This is a genomic window from Saccharospirillum alexandrii (genome assembly GCF_004000275.1).
Classification (GTDB): Bacteria; Pseudomonadota; Gammaproteobacteria; order Pseudomonadales; family Natronospirillaceae; genus Saccharospirillum; species Saccharospirillum alexandrii.
Map to the genome: position 1 here is coordinate 1138779 of NZ_RCIP01000001.1, position 15898 is coordinate 1154676.

At 56.9% G+C, this 15898-nt stretch carries 9 protein-coding genes; 3 read left to right on the top strand and 6 right to left on the bottom strand.

All coding sequences use genetic code 11. From position 1 onward, the window contains the following. Positions 1-5: 5 nt before the first annotated feature. Genes EP166_RS05200 through EP166_RS05210 form a run of 3 tightly spaced genes read right to left on the bottom strand, consistent with a single transcriptional unit; the run spans position 6 to position 6014 of the window. Positions 6-1457, bottom strand: a complete 1452-nt coding sequence (locus EP166_RS05200) for a circularly permuted type 2 ATP-grasp protein (RefSeq protein ID WP_127555716.1) — start codon at positions 1455-1457, stop codon at positions 6-8. 25 nt (positions 1458-1482) lie between these two features. After that, the gene (locus EP166_RS05205) at positions 1483-4851 is read right to left on the bottom strand and encodes a transglutaminase family protein (protein WP_127555717.1); all 3369 of its coding nucleotides are present in this window, start codon (positions 4849-4851) and stop codon (positions 1483-1485) included. Positions 4852-4910: 59 nt separating this feature from the next. Continuing rightward, positions 4911-6014, bottom strand: coding sequence for a zinc-binding metallopeptidase family protein (locus tag EP166_RS05210; RefSeq protein WP_127555718.1), 1104 nt, complete (start codon positions 6012-6014; stop codon positions 4911-4913). Positions 6015-6152: 138 nt separating this feature from the next. Here EP166_RS05210 and EP166_RS05215 point away from each other — a divergent pair, with 138 nt between their 5' ends. Then, positions 6153-8768, top strand: a complete 2616-nt coding sequence (locus tag EP166_RS05215) for a circularly permuted type 2 ATP-grasp protein (RefSeq protein WP_164743824.1) — start codon at positions 6153-6155, stop codon at positions 8766-8768. Beyond that, positions 8765-9667, top strand: coding sequence for a transglutaminase family protein (locus EP166_RS05220; protein ID WP_127555720.1), 903 nt, complete (start codon positions 8765-8767; stop codon positions 9665-9667). The genes EP166_RS05215 and EP166_RS05220 overlap by 4 nt, the downstream gene beginning before the upstream one ends. A 24-nt stretch (positions 9668-9691) precedes the next feature. Here EP166_RS05220 and EP166_RS05225 read toward each other — a convergent pair whose 3' ends face one another. From EP166_RS05225 to EP166_RS05235, 3 genes are all read right to left on the bottom strand, one after another. Then, positions 9692-11512, bottom strand: coding sequence for a sensor domain-containing phosphodiesterase (locus EP166_RS05225; RefSeq protein WP_164743825.1), 1821 nt, complete (start codon positions 11510-11512; stop codon positions 9692-9694). A 391-nt stretch (positions 11513-11903) separates the two neighbouring features. Continuing rightward, positions 11904-12110 (bottom strand): transcription antiterminator/RNA stability regulator CspE, encoded by a 207-nt coding sequence (gene cspE / locus EP166_RS05230; RefSeq protein ID WP_028671572.1) that lies wholly within the window; start codon positions 12108-12110, stop codon positions 11904-11906. Between the two features lie 303 nt (positions 12111-12413). Further along, on the bottom strand, positions 12414-13268 hold the full coding sequence (locus EP166_RS05235; RefSeq protein ID WP_127555722.1) for an SMP-30/gluconolactonase/LRE family protein: 855 nt from the start codon (positions 13266-13268) through the stop codon (positions 12414-12416). Positions 13269-13393: 125 nt separating this feature from the next. Here EP166_RS05235 and EP166_RS05240 point away from each other — a divergent pair, with 125 nt between their 5' ends. Further along, positions 13394-15748: a GH36-type glycosyl hydrolase domain-containing protein gene (locus EP166_RS05240; protein WP_127555723.1), complete on the top strand. Its 2355-nt coding sequence runs from the start codon at positions 13394-13396 to the stop codon at positions 15746-15748. The last annotated feature ends 150 nt before the right edge of the window (positions 15749-15898 follow it).

A 15898-nucleotide genomic window follows, 5' to 3' on the forward strand; every position in this document is an offset into this window, starting at 1 on the left:
CCGCATCAGTTCAAATCCACAATCCAGGTGTCTTTACTGCCGCCACCCTGAGACGAGTTCACCACCAGCGACCCCTTGGTCAGCGCCACCCGAGTCAAACCACCTGTGGTCACATAGGTACTGCCCTTGCCAGACAAAATAAAGGGGCGCAAATCCACGTGGCGGGGTTCCAGCTGATCGTCGATCAGCGTGGGGGTTGTCGATAATTTAAGCGTCGGCTGCGCCATGTAATTGCGCGGGTCGGCCTTGATCAGTTCAGCGAACTTTTCCCGTTCCTTTTTAGTAGAATGCGGGCCAACCAGCATGCCGTAACCACCCGACTCGTTAGCGGGCTTCACCACCAGCTCATGCAGATGATCGAGCACATAACGGCGGTCGTCGTCGCGCATGCACAGGTAGCTGGGCACGTTGGCCAGCAGCGGTTCCTGATCGAGGTAGTAGCGAATGATCTCGGGCACAAAGGCATAGACTACCTTGTCATCGGCGACACCAGCACCCGGCGCATTGACCAGTGCTACCTTGCCACTGCGCCAGGCGCGCATCAGGCCGGGCACCCCCAGTGCCGAGTCCGGATGAAAGACCTCCGGATCCAGAAACAGATCGTCTACCCGGCGATAAATCACATCCACCCTTTTGAGCCCATTGACGGTCAGCATGTGAACGACATCGTCATCATCGACCACCAGGTCGGAGCCCTCGACCAGCTCGACCCCCATTTGCTGGGCGAGATAGGAGTGTTCGAAATAGGCTGAATTATAGATACCCGGTGTCATCACCACGATTTGCGGATCATCGCCTGGCCGTGGCGACATGGAGGCCAGCATGTCGTAAAGCTGACCGGTGTAATCGTCCACTGGCTGAATTTTCCCGGTGGCAAACAACTCGGGCAGAATGCGCTTGGTGACGTTGCGGTTTTCAAGCATGTACGACACACCGGAAGGCACCCGCAAGTTGTCTTCCAGCACATAGAGGGTACCGTCTTTGTCACGCACCAGGTCCGACCCGCAAATATGCGCCCAGATATTATTGGGCGGGTTGATGCCCACGCACTGTTTGCGGAAGTTCGCCGACTGCGCCAGCACTTCAGCCGGAAACACCTTGTCGCGAATGATCTTCTGATCGTGATACAGATCGTTGATGAACAGGTTCAGGGCTTGGACCCGTTGCTTGAGGCCGGCTTCGGTGCGCTGCCACTCATCGAGCGGTATGATTCGCGGTACAATATCGAACGGCCAGGCGCGGTCGATCATGTTGCCTTCGGAATAGACGGTGAAGGTAATCCCCATCACCTGAATCGCCACTTCCGAGGCGTTTTTCAGTTCGGCCAGTTCACGGCCACCGAGCTCGGCCAGATAATCACACAGCATTTTTGCAGCCGGATGCGGCACGCCGGGTTGAGCCAGCAGCTCATCGTAAAACCCCTTACAGGCGTATTCCGACCAATTTATTTTACTCATCGATGGTTCTCCTTTACGCGCCCGTTCATTGGCCTGTACGGCCCGATTTGAGTGCCGCTTCGCGTAGGTGATCGAAGCGCATATCCAGGGTGTGAGGGTATTCCCCGCGCGGTACCGATGCAGTTACCGGTAATGGACCCTGGGTATGGCCGTGCGACCAGAACCGGGCCAGTCTGCGCGCCTCGGCTTCGTTGGCGTTAACCGGAAAGTGCTCGTAATTCCGACCTGCCGGGTGTGACACGTGATAGGTACAACCGCCCAGTGAGCGGTCATTCCAGGTATCAACGATGTCGAACACCAGCGGCGCATGCACCGGAATCATTGGATGCAGAGCTGACGGAGGCTGCCAGGCCCGAAAACGTACCCCGGCCACGGCTTCACCCTTGGTGTCGGTGGCATGCAGCGGAACCGGGCGACCGTTGCAGGTCAGCACATGGCGCTCCGGTGTCAGGCCACTGACCTTCACCTGTAACCGTTCAACGGACGAGTCGACATAACGTGCAGTACCACCGCCACTGACTTCCTCGCCCAGCACATGCCAGGGTTCGATCGCCTGCCGCAGTTCCAGTGAGATCTGGTCGTATTGCACCTGGCCATAAAGCGGGAACCGAAATTCCAGGAAGGGCGCGAGCCAGTCGGGGTCGAAATCGAACCCGTGGTCGCGCAAGTCGGTGAGAATATCGAGCATGTCGGCCCACAAATAATGCGGCAACAGCCACCGGTCGTGCAGCGCTGTCCCCCAGCGCACCAGCGGTTTGCGGTAAGGGTCGGCGGCGAACCGGGCGACCAGCGCCCGGATCAGCAACTGCTGCATCACACTCATGCGTGCATGCGGCGGCATTTCAAAGCCGCGCAATTCGACCAGACCCAGGCGTCCGGTGGCACTGTCCGGCGAGTAGAGTTTATCGATGCAGAACTCAGCGCGGTGGGTATTGCCGGTAATATCGGTCAGCAAGTTGCGCAACAGCCGATCCACCAGCCAGGGCTGCGGTACCTCGCCCGGTGGCATTTGCTGAAAAGCAATTTCCAGTTCATACAGCGCTTCATGGCGCGCTTCGTCGATGCGCGGCGCCTGACTGGTCGGGCCCATGAACATGCCGGTAAACAGATACGACAGTGCCGGGTGGTGCTGCCAGTAAGTGACCATACTGGCCAGCAAGTCGGGCCGGCGCAGGAACGGCGAATCCGTTGGCGTGGCGCCGCCAAGTGTGACGTGATTACCCCCACCGGTTCCGGTGTGGCGGCCGTCGAGCATGAATTTATCGGCACCCAACCGGGTCTGCCGGGCGGCTTCATAAATGGTTTCGGTCACCCGAACCACATCGGGCCAGTTGCTGGCCGGCATAATGTTGACTTCAATCACGCCCGGGTCGGGGGTAATCATGAATTTTTCCAGGCGCGGGTCTGAAGGCGGCGGATAGCCCTCAATGCCGACCGGCAGCTTCAATTCCGCGGCGGTCTGTTCAACGCTGGCCAGCAGGTCAATGTAGTCTTCGAGTCGGGCAACGGGTGGCATAAAGACAAAAAGCTGACCATCTCTCGGTTCCACACAGAGTGCGGTGTGAATGATGCCCTCGGCCTCATCCGTTAACGCGGGCTGATCAAGGTGTTGTTCACTCACCGGATGTGGGGTGCCAGTGTCTTTCTGCCAGGCGGTATAACGCGCCGCCACTTCGCCATGAATGTCAGCCAGTGGCTGGCGTAATTCAAAGGCACTGGGTGGCTGATGCTCTTCAGCCCGGTTGGCTTCGGGCAGGCTGTCCAGCGGCAAACGCAACCCCATGGGCGAGTCGCCCGGAATCAGATAGAGGGCCTCGCGGCGCAGTGGCCACTCGCTGGATTGCCAGCGATCGCGACGCACATCACGCCCAAGGGGTAACACAAAACCGGTAATTTCATCCAAACCGCGTTGCAGCAAGGCCGCCAGGCGACGCCGATTGCCTCTGTCTTTCAGGTCTTCCCTGCTTAAATCCACATCGGTCGGTTGCTGCGCTTCCTGCAGCAAATAGTGGTAGGCGTCTTCATAACCGGGAACCAGAAAACGGTCACGTACGCCAAGCCGATTGGCGACCAGGGCAGCGAAGGTTCTGGCCGTAGCAATGCTGACCGGTGCGGCCTTGGTTTTACCCTCGGTTGCAGTTGATTCGTTAAAGGTCGCCAGCCATTGTTCATTTTGCCAGAGAGCTTTGCCATCCTTGCGCCAGTAACAGGCCAGCGCCCAGCGCGGTAAGGGTTCGCCGGGGTACCATTTGCCCTGCTGGTAATGCACGAGACTGCCCGGCGCAAATTCAGCACGCAGTTTGTGCAGCAGGGTTTCCGACAGGCGGCGTTTGTCGTCGCCCAAAGCAGCAATGGTCCACTCAGGGGCGTCCATGTCATCGATGGAAACGAAGGTCGGTTCGCCGCCCATGGTGAGCCGCAAATCCTGCTGGTTCAGTTGATCATCTACCTTGTCGCCCAGCGCGAGAATGCCCTGCCATTGGTCTTCGCTGTAGGGCCGCGTTACCCGGGGGTCTTCGTGAATGCGGGTCACGCTCATTGAAAAGTTGAACTCGACCTCGCTTTTATCACTGGCACCGGTGATGGGCGCGGCGCTGGTCGGTTCCGGGGTGGCTGCCAGGGGAATGTGCCCTTCGCCGGCAAACAGCCCCGAGGTGGGATCCAGCCCGATCCAGCCGGCACCGGGAATGAACACCTCGGTCCAGGCGTGCAGGTCGGTGAAGTCGACCTCGGTTCCCGACGGGCCATCGAGCGCTTGCTGATCGGCTTTCAACTGGATCAGATAACCGGAGACAAAACGCGCCGCCAGGCCCAGATGCCGGAAGATTTGCACCAGCAGCCAGGCGGAATCCCGGCAGGAGCCGCGTTTGATGTCGAGCGTTACATCGGAGTCTTGCACACCGGGTTCCATGCGCACCAGATACTCGATGTCCTGTTGCAGGCGCTGGTTGATGCTGACGAGAAAATCGGCGGTCGGTCGCTTATCGAGACTGACGCTGCTCAGCCACTGTTTCAGCAAAGGGCCGTCTTCAGTGACTTCAAGGTAAGGGGTCAGCTCTTTTTTCAAGGCGGCCGGGTAGTTAAACGGAAACGCTTCGGCGTAGTCTTCCAGAAAAAAGTCGAAGGGGTTGATCACCGTCATCGGTGCGATCAGTTCCACATCCACTTGCAGAAATCGGACTTTGTCGGGGAACACTACGCGGGCCAGATGATTGCCGAACGGGTCCTGTTGCCAGTTAATAAAATGCGGGCCACCGCTGACGTTTAACGAATAGGCATCAATGGGTGTCCGGCAGTGCGGCGCTGGTTTCAAACGGATCAGGTGCGGGCTGAGCGCGACGGACCGGTCGAAGGCGTAGCGGGTGGAGTGCTTGAGCGCAACGCGAAGGGTCATGATTCCAATCCTTGAGAGTATGAGTTTGACGTAGCAATTGCTACGCCAGTTAACTCTGGCTAAACCACTGAATCGGCGGTGAGCGGTGGCGTCGCCCGGTGAATGATGTCGTGCACCAGGCTGAGCTTGCGCACTGCACCGGGTGAAAGCACAAAAGGGTACAAATCGCCATGTCCCATGCTTCGGTTCAAGCTATTTAGAGCATAGGTTAACGGTAACCAGTGCTCCAGCAGACGATCTATGTGCGTATCGAAATAGGGATTAAAGTCCTGTTCCGCACTCGTTTCGGCGTTTTCGGTCACCCTGGGTTGCAGGCTCAACCCGAACTGGTAGGCGGTTTCCAGGGTATCGACCATGTGCAGGTAATGGGCCCAGGTTTCCGCCCAGTCTTCCCAGGGGTGGGCACTGGCATAGGCGCTAACGTGATGCTCCTGCCAGTTTGCAATTGCGCCCTGGCTGTACACGGTATCGAGTGCCTGGCTGTAATCCTGTCGTTCATCGCCGAAACACTGTCGGAACGACTCGAGCCAGGGCGTATTCCAGACTAATCGGTCCCAGTAATAATGCCCGGATTCGTGCCTAAAATGCCCCAGAATGGTGCGATAGGGCTCCGCCATTTGGCTGCGCATGGCTTCGCGCGCAACCGGATCGGCCTCGGCAATGTTCAGGGTGATCACACCATCTTCATGGCCGGTCATCACCCGGCCACTTTCATTGAACCGGGGCGCTGTATCGGCCAAAAACTGAAACGCCAGCCCCTGTTGTTCATCGGTTTTTGGCGTCAATGGCAAGTTCAGTTTCAGCAGGCTGTATACCAGACGGCGTTTTTCGGTTTCCAGCCTGGCCCAGAGCACTTTATTGGCACTTATACTTAGGTCTGGGATGGTCTGGTTAAGACGACAGGCGACGCAAAAATCCTCCGGTGACCCATCCGGCAGCAGCCAGTTGCACACTCCCTGCACTGCATAATTACTGCACTGACGATAGACGCCACTGCCCTGAGTGCCGGTCGCCACCGACTGCCAGCGACCATTGCCCAACGGCCTGATCGCCGCCATGTCGAAGCGGTCCGGGTCGAACCCCAGAGCGGCGCCACACTGGGTACACTGGGTGTTTTCGAAGTACACCCGATGACCACAGGATTCGCACCGGAACAATTGCATATAATGTACTCAGTCGGGTGCTGTTGGTTTATCATCCATAGATATAACCTTTACCAGCCAGACTCAAGCGGTTTCGGAGCAACAGCCCGAAAACCCGTCACGGCCACTTACCCATCGTCCAGCGGACACAGACCGATCATGCGCAATTCAGTCCCGCACAGCCCCCTGCTGCAACACCTACTAGCGGATTACCAGGCCGAACGACCGCAGGGGACGCTTCAGTACGATGACCTGGTCACCCGCGAAGGCCAGTTCAGGGCCCGCTGGCAGCCGCTGGTTGAAGAACTGGATGAACTGGGGTTGGATGGCCTGCAACAACGGACCCTCGAAGCCCAGAACCTCCTCTATGAAAACGGCGTCACCTTCAACGTTTACGAAGATGAGGTACGCAAGCTGCGCTCCTGGCAACTGGACCCGATCCCTTACGTGATCAGCCCGCAAAGCTGGACCATGCTGGAACAAGGCCTTAAGCAACGGGCCCGGCTACTGGAATGCCTGGTGGCCGATCTGTACGGCGAGCGGCGAGTGCTGAAAGACGGCATTATCCCCTCCGAACTGATCTATACCCACCCGGGCTGGCTGTTCCCGGCCGCAGACAGTGGCAACCTGTATGAGCGCCCCAGGGTGATTTTTCAGGGCATGGATGTGATGCGCAACGAGCACGGCGAATGGCGCGTGCTGGGCGACTGGACGCAAGCCGCCTCCGGCGTCGGCTATTCTCTGGAAAACCGCATTATTCTCTCGCGCGCCCTGTCGCGACTGTACCGGGATGCGCCCCTGAGCCGCCTGGCTGGCTTTCTGCAGGCTTACCATCGCTGCTTGTCGGAACTGGCGCCGCACCGCCGCGAGAACCCCAATATTGTATTGTTCACCCCTGGACCAGGCAGTTCGGGCTACTTTGAACACGCCTGGCTCGCCAACTACATGAATTTCTCACTGGTGGAAGGCGGTGATTTGGTGGTGCGCGACGGTCAGGTGTCGATGCGCACCCTGGGTGGCCTGAAGGCTGTCGATGTCATCGTCCGGCAAGTGACCGACCCCTGGTGTGACCCGCTGGAACTGCGCGGCGATTCCTTGCTCGGCGTGCCCGGTTTAATGCAAGCCGCCCGCCGTGGAGAAGTCGCCATCGCCAACAGTCTGGGGGTTGGTGTTCTGGAACACCCCGCACTGGCCGCCTTTTTACCGGGTTTGTGTCAGTACCTGCTCGGTGAACCCCTGCAACTGGCCGGCCGCGACGTGCTCTGGTGCGGTGAACCGACTTACCTCAGTACCGTGCTGAACGACCTGAGCGTCTGGCGGATACGGGCCGTGAACGACGTCACCCAAACCATCAAACCCGCTGAACTGACGCCCGACGCCCTGGCAAGCCTGCACCAGTCGATCCGGCAGGCGCCTCATCTCTATGTGGCCGAGCAACCGTTAAAACCCGCCTCATCGCCAAGTTATAACCTGAAAGACAACAAGGTAACGCCACAACCCGTCTGTCTGCGGTTTTTTGCACTGGCAGACCCGGGTGACGGCACATCCGACCCGGAAAGCCGTCAGCATCGCATCATGCCCGGCGGCCTGGCCTGGGTGGCTGAGCCGGGAACGCCGGTGATGGAAAGCACCATCGTCAAGGATATTTGGGTATTGTCACCGGTCGCCCAACCTCATGTCAGCTTACTGCAACGCGCCAAAGGGCCCATTCTAGTGACGCGTGACGGTATGGATCTACCCAGCCGGGTAGCCGAGAGCCTGTTCTGGATCGGCCGCTACGGCGAACGCCTCGACAACCGCTCGCGCCTGATGCGGGAATCGCTCACCAGCCTGGTCGAGGAAGGTCAGTTGCGTCTGGCCGACACTCTGTTGCCCGATTTGTATACCGCGCTGAAACTGGATCTGCCGGACGCTCTGGACCCGGAACACGACCCGGCGACCGATCCACGGGGCGAGCACCCACCGGCAGTCGAGCAATTCATGATATTGCGTAAGAGCCTGCTGGGGCTGTTTCAGAATGCCGACGACGAAGGCTTGCCCAGAATGTTTAACGCCATGTTGCGCAACAGCCGTGCCGTTCGCGACCACCTCGGTGACGATGCCTGGCGCACCATTAATACCCTACACCAGACGTTCAGTGATCTACCGAATACCCAGGGCGCCAACGCCGGCCAGCGTAAACTGGAAGACATTATCACTCTGCTGGCGGCCTTCTTCGGGCTCTGCAACGAGACCATGCCGCACCACTTCGGCTGGCGTTTTATGGACATTGGCCGCATTACCGAACGCTGCATTGCCAGTCTGGAATTGTTGAAACTGGCGATGATCAGCGCCAGCAAACCGGGTACCGATCTGTGGGAAACGGTATTGGCCACCACCGATAACTTAACGGTTTATCGGCGCCGCTACCGGTCGCAACTGTACCCGGCTGCCATTCTCGATCTGTTGCTGTTTGATGAAACCAACCCCCGCTCGGTGGGTTACATGCTGAAACGCCTGGAAACCCAGATCGAACATCTGCCCCATCCGGAAACCACCCCCTTTCGCAGCCAGGAAACGCGTCTGATCATTCAGGCCACCAGCTACCTGCACCTCGTCGATCTGGACACGCTGACTGATCTGGAGAACTCAACCAAAGCCCAGGCTGCACTGGAAACCCTGCTCGACCAGTTACTCACACCGCTGTGTGCCCTGTCGGATGCTGTTTCCCACAGCCACTTCAGCCATGCCGAGACACCAAAACAACTGGTCACCCTGCAAGGATCCGATACATGAAATACCAGCTGCGCCACACTACGCATTACGACTACAGCAGTCCGGTGACGCTCAGCCACAACGAGGCGCGCCTGCTGCCCAGAGACCTCGACTACCAGCACTGCAAGAATACCCGGCTGTCGATATCGCCCACGCCGCTGCGCCAACATGAGCGGCTCGATTTCTTTGGCAACCGCATCGTCTACTTCGCCATTCAAGACATCCACGACAGCCTGGAGGTTACGATACGCAGCCAAGTCACTACGCAACCCCGGCCAACCCCGGCTGGCGATGAGGTTCACACCGCCTGGGAAGCCGTGGTTGAACAACTGGCACAGGGCCGCGGTGGCATTGCCACGGCAATAGACCTGGATAGCCAGGAGGCACGTCTGTTCACCCTGAACTCTCCGTTTATTCACCGCAGCGACTCACTGAGACAGTTCGCACTCGACTGCTTCACGCCGCAACGTTCCCTGTGTGACTCGGTGCTGGCCCTGAACCAACGAATTAACCAGGAATTCAGCTACGACTCTGAGTACAGCACGCTGGCCACGCCCCTGGACGATGTATTGAAAGACCGCAAAGGTGTTTGTCAGGATTTCGCCCATCTGGCAATTGGCGCCCTGCGCTCAATTGGCCTGGCAGCGCGGTACGTCAGTGGTTATTTGGAAACCTTTCCCCCGCCGGGGCAGGAAAAGCTGGTCGGCGCTGATGCGAGTCACGCCTGGTTAAGCGTCTTCATTCCAAACTGGGGCTGGCTCGATATCGACCCGACCAACGGCAGCCTGCCCGGCGAACGTTACCTTACTCTGGCCTGGGGCCGGGACTACGGCGATGTCACGCCCCTGCGCGGTGTGATGAATGGCGGCGGTGCGCACGAACTGACGGTTGAGGTGGATGTGCTGCCACTGGAGAGGTGAAAGGTCGTGATTAAGCGGAACGATTTACCCGGTAATATTATCAGAGCGCACCAGCGCCTCAAACTCGGCCGCCGGCAACGATTTGGCAAACAGATAGCCCTGAAAGATCCGGCAACCCATCGACACCAGTTCTTCGCGTTGCTCCGGCGTCTCAACACCTTCTGCCACAACATCAAGACCGAGGTTGGTACCCAGAGTCAAAATGGTTTGAGCAATGGCTCTTGATTGCGCCTGGTCGGCGACTTCGCGCACAAAACTGCGGTCAATCTTCAACTGCGAAAGCGGCAAGCTGCGCAGGTAAGATAGCGAAGAATAGCCGGTGCCAAAATCGTCGAGCGAGAAGGTCAGCCCCAGAGCCACCAGCTTATCCATGGTGGTGATGACATCGTCGAGGTTTACGGCCAACAAAGACTCGGTTATTTCGAGTTTCAACTGCCGGCAAAGTTGGGGTTGAAAGTCGACCAGGCTGGCAACAAAGCTGGCAAAACCCGGGTCTCTGAATTGTTTCATGCTGATGTTGACCGACATTGGCAGCTGGCCAAGCACGGGGTCATCCTGCCAAATCTGCAACTGCTCACACGCCAGGCTGAGAATCTTGCGACCAAGTCGGACGATCAGACCACTCTCTTCAGCGAACGGAATGAAAACGCCGGGCAACAACAGCCCCCGCTCCGGGTGATTCCAGCGCACTAGCGCTTCGCACGCAACTGGCTTCTGGTTGGCGTCAACCAATACCTGATAATGCAGTTCGAACTGATCATTCAGCAAGGCCTGTCTCATATCGTGCAGCAGACTGGTCCGCTGGACGGACAGAACTTCGAGGTGATTGTCATAAAAACGGATGGTATTGCCACCAGATGCCTTCGCACGGCGAATGGCTATGTCGGATTGTCGCAACGGAACTTCGACGTCGGTAATATCGCCGTCGAAAATGCTGATACCAAAACTGATGCTGACATGAACCCGCTGATCGTCAAGCTCATAAGGCTCCGTACAGACCTCATTCAATGTTTCACACAGCTTTTTAACCCGACTCAGTGTATCGGTCAGTTCTGAAGAAACACTGTCAACCAGAACCGCAAACTCGTCATCACCGAGCCGGGCAAGTGAATCGCTTTCCGGAATAAAGCGTCGCAATCGCTCCGCCATCTGGCTGAGCAGTTCGTCACCGCAATGATGTCCGTATTCTTCGTTCAACGATTTGAAGCGATCGAGATCAATAATGATCAGCGCATTGTAAAGCGATGAGCGCTGGCTGGATCGCAGGCTCTGGCGAATGCGTTCGCGAATCAGTGACCGGTTGGCTAGCCCGGTTAGCGTATCGAAAAATGCCAGACGATCAATTTTTTGCTCGGCACGCTGGCGTTGAAGCAGACTGCATATATTGCCTGCCAACAGCCGAATGGCCGCTATTTCGTCATCGCTCCAGGATTTGTGAGTGCGCACCAGATCGAGCCCAAACATGCCAAACAGACCGTCTTTGGTGTTCATGGGTACCATCAGGGCTGACTGAACACTCTGGTGGGCCAGAATACCGTACTCAACGCTATCGGAGGGGATGTCGTTTACCTGAGGGATATGAACCGGTTTGGCGTCGTTGAACGAATGCAGCCAGTTCGGAAAGATGTCCGCTTCGAGATTCTGCAAACCCTCGATCTGCTCAGTCACCCCGTCGGCACACCATTCATGGGTATTGCTGCACAGCCGGGCATCGTCTGAAAACAGAAAGATGTAGCTTCTGTCAGCATTGAAATAGCGCCCAACCCGATCCAACGCCTGCTGAATAACCTTGTCGACTTTGTGATGAGGCGTCGCAACAAACTGCGCAGACAGACTGGAAATCATCTCCAGAAAAGTTTTCCAGGATAGGTCAGACTCTCGTCGCATCGAACTGGTGACCTCTTACAAAACGGTTAAAGGGGTGTCACAACTGTACACAGGCCTTCACAGTGATCTTACATTAGCTCAATGGGTCGGCTTTGGCGACTCACGGCCGACATTCATCCGACCGGGGATTTAAAAACGAATGATTGAAACAGTGTACGAGACTTCCAGTCAAAATCAAAGCGCAGCGGGAATGGGCTGTGTAGAACTTTTGTCGAGGTTTTACACTAAAAACAGAGGTACTGTAAAGTCTTGGTTTGTAAGGGAAACCGCCTGAACTACGGCTTAACAAATCGGACACATACAAAAAAGGCCCTGCCTAAGCAGAGCCTTTCGTAGAATCAATCAGCCCTTACAGAGGGGTGATGTTCTCAGCCTGAGGACCTTTCTGGCCTTGAGTTACGGTGAACTCAACTTTTTGGCCTTCGGTCAGGGTTTTGAAGCCAGAGCCAGTGATAGCACTGAAGTGTGCGAAGACGTCTTTGCCGCCTTCCTGCTCGATGAAACCAAAACCTTTTGCTTCGTTAAACCACTTAACGGTGCCAGTTACTGTAGACATAGTCGTATTCCTATCAATTAACAATTGTGCCCGAAATTGAGCTCTTTTAGCATAAAAATTGGAGCTGACGTACTTAAGAACTTCAAGGCAGGAATAAAACTAAACCGGCATGGAGCAATTAAACTATCTTGCGTCTTTCTTTTTAAGCTGTGACCAAGGATATAGATTCCACCGATGATGTCAAAGGTTTCTCAGCACCCAAACGCAAATATTTCGAACGCTGGTTCTAACTGCTTGATTTGATTACCTTTGGGCGTTCAAAAAAATGTTGCTGGCGTTATCCCGTGGTGAAATTTACCCGTCTCACAGCTTTACCTGGTGCTCAGCCTGCCCACGAATACCCACAGGGTACTGAAACACCCGCCCGCCCAAACCATCTGCCGCCTCCAGCCCTTGGGCAGCCGTCGTTACATAGAGTGTATCCAGCGCTTTCCCGCCCAAAGCTGGACAGGTCGTTTGTGGGGTCGGCAGCGTTACCACCTGCTGTTCTCTGCCCTCCGGGCTGTAACGAACCACACGGCCAGCGCCCCATTGGGCACTCCAGATATCGCCCCGGGCATCCACAATGGCGCCGTCCGGGTTAAGCCCCTGGGCAGCAAAATCGATCACTCGCTGCTTGTCGCCTGAGGGCCAGCCATGAACCGGGTCGAGTGGCTGACGCCATAATTGCCCCTCGGCGGTGTCGGTCCAGTAGGCACAGGAGGCATCTGGCGCGAAACAGATGGCATTGGGGATGCTCAGATCAGACACCAGTTTTTTCAGTACACCCTGGTAATACCGATAGAGGCTGCCTGCCCCTGCTTCCCCGTGCCAGCCCATGGTACTGATCCAGAACCCGCCCCAGGGGTCGGCGCGCCCATCATTACTGCGGGTTGCAGGGTTATTGGCTTCCAGCGAGTACACGGGAACCTGCTCTGCGGTATCCAAATCAAACCTGAACAGCGAGGTCTCGCTGGCAATCAGCAGCTCGGTTTCACTGACCCAGCCTGCCGCTGAGACCGCCTCGTCAAACGACCAGCTTATCGCCTCACCCCGCTGACGGCTATGCAGCTGGTTTTCCAGGATGTCGAACCAGAACAGCTGTTGTCGACGAGGGTGCCACAAGGGCCCCTCCCCCAACTGACAACAACGGTTGTCAAAAACACTCGGTGCAGACATATCGCTTGAATTCCTCTGGCTTGTGTAACCGGTTTCAATTCAGTAAACTTTAAATAGTTACCGGTAACATTACAAGCCAGACCCTTTACCTTGCTCTTACCGAACAGGCACCAGGAGCCATAACAATGATAAAAGCCACCGAGGCTGGCCAGCGTTTTGAGTTAAACAGCCCCACCGCCATGCCACGCGCTGCGGGTTTCCTCTGGAACCCGAAAATGATGATACAGATGAACTGCCGGGGTTTTGCCACTGCGCAGTTCATGCAGCCGGAACCGGCCAAGTACATCTATGCGCCGAACCTAGAAGCCAAAACCTTCATGCAGCCCGAGCAACCTTACTACGCTCATCACCCGGGCCGGTTCTTCTACATTAAGGATGAACACAGTGGCGACCTCTTTTCCGCGCCCTATGAGCCGGTTCGGGCCACACCGGACCGCTTTGTGTTTTCGGTGGGTCAGAGTGACATTCGCTGGCGCATTCTCTATTCCGGCATCACCATTGAACTGACCCTAAGCCTGACCGAAGACGACGTGGTCGAATTGTGGCAGGTAAAGCTGATCAACGAATCCGAGCGGACGCGAACGCTCAGCTTTTACCCTTACACCCCCTTTGGCTATATGAGCTGGATGAATCAGTCAGCCAGCTACCGCGAAGATCTGGGCGGCATCGTTGCGCGGTACGTCACGCCCTATCAGAAAGTAGATGATTATTTCAAACAAAAAGACTTTCAGGAGCTCACCTATTTTCTGCACGACCAGCCGCCATTGAGCTTTGAGACCCAGCGTGAACAGTTTGAGGGCGAAGGTGGGCTGCACCGGCCGGATGGCGTGCAGCAGGCAATGCTGTCAAAAGGAGACGCGCTGTATGAATCACCGGTTGCAGCCCTGCAATACCGGCTTGAGCTCGAACCGGGAGACCAGCAGGAGTATCGTTTTCTGATCGGCCCGGCACGGGACGAGGCGCACATCCGACAAATGCGGGAGCGCTATTTCAGCGCCCCGGATTTCAGCGAGGTCCAATCCCGTTATGCCCGCTATATTGGCCAGGGGGAAGGTGTGCTCCATATCGAAACACCCGATGCCCTGCTGAACGACGTTGTTAACCACTGGCTGCCACGCCAGGTGTTTTATCACGGCGATGTAAACCGGCTCAGCATGGACCCGCAAACCCGGAATTATCTGCAAGACGCACTGGGTATGGTTTATATCAACCCCAGAGTTACCCGTGAGGCCCTGGTCTACGCCCTCAGTCAGCAAGAGGCATCCGGTGCGATGCCCGATGGCATTCGCCTGAGCGCTGAGACGGAATTGAAATACATCAACCAGATTCCCCATACCGACCACTGCGTCTGGCTACCGATCACGCTGCAGGCCTATCTTGATGAAACCGGTGACTACGACTTACTGTCACAACTGGTCAGCGACTGGCAGGGTGACGGCCAACGCACGGTGTTCGACCGCATGACGCAAGCCATGCGCTGGCTAATGCAGGCGCGGGATGAACGCGGGCTCAGCTACATTGCCCAGGGCGACTGGTGCGACCCGATGAACATGGTTGGCTACAAGGGCAAGGGCGTGTCTGGCTGGCTGAGCGTGGCGACCTCCTACGCCCTAAAACTCTGGGCGCAAATGTGCCAGCACCAGGGGGCTAATGCCGTTGCTGAAGAATGCCTGGCCTGCGCCAGTGACATCGACGCGGCGGTAAACCGGCATCTTTGGGACGGCCAGTGGTATGGCCGGGGCATTACCGACGATGGCGTCACGTTCGGCATCAGCGATGATGCCGAGGGGCGGATTTTTCTCAACCCGCAAAGCTGGGCGATTCTAGCCGGTACCTGCACGCAAGAACAGCAATCGTCGATGATTGCGGCCATTGAAGCCCAACTGGAAACCCCCTACGGCGTCATGATGTTCGCGCCAGCCTACACCGCCATGCGCGATGACGTCGGCCGGGTCACCCAGAAACACCCGGGTTCGGCTGAGAACGGATCGGTCTATAACCACGCCGCCGCCTTCTACGCCTACAGCCTGTACCAGACCGGTGAAACCGACCGCGCCTATCGGCTGATTAGACAGATGATTCCCGGCGATTCCGAGGCGGACTACCGCCAGCGCGGCCAAATGCCGGTTTATATTCCCAACTACTATCGAGGTGCCTACTACCAGTTTCCGCGCACCGCTGGCCGGTCGAGTCAGCTGTTCAACACCGGTACCGTTGCCTGGGTTTATCGAACGTTGATCGAGTCGCTCTTTGGTTTGCAAGGTAGCCGGGAAGGCTTGCTGGTACGCCCCGCCCTGCCCACCGAATGGGACGATGTAAAGGTCGTCCGGCAATTCCGCAGTGCACGTTTCGCTGTTCGCTATCTACGCACTGATAAACCGGAGCAGAGGGGCATCTGGGTCGACGGCCGGCCGCTGGAAGGGCATTGCATTCGCGACATCCAGGCCGGAAAACTCTACCAGGTCAAGGTGGTTTACTAAGTGCACTGGAGTATTCAACCTGAAAGCGTTGTAACCGGTTAAAACCTGTTATAGACTTTAAAAGTTACCGGTAACATACTTAGCAATGTTACCGGTAACTTTCTCATTATAAATAGCGTCATCCCTAGCGGCGCTGCAATAAAAAACGGA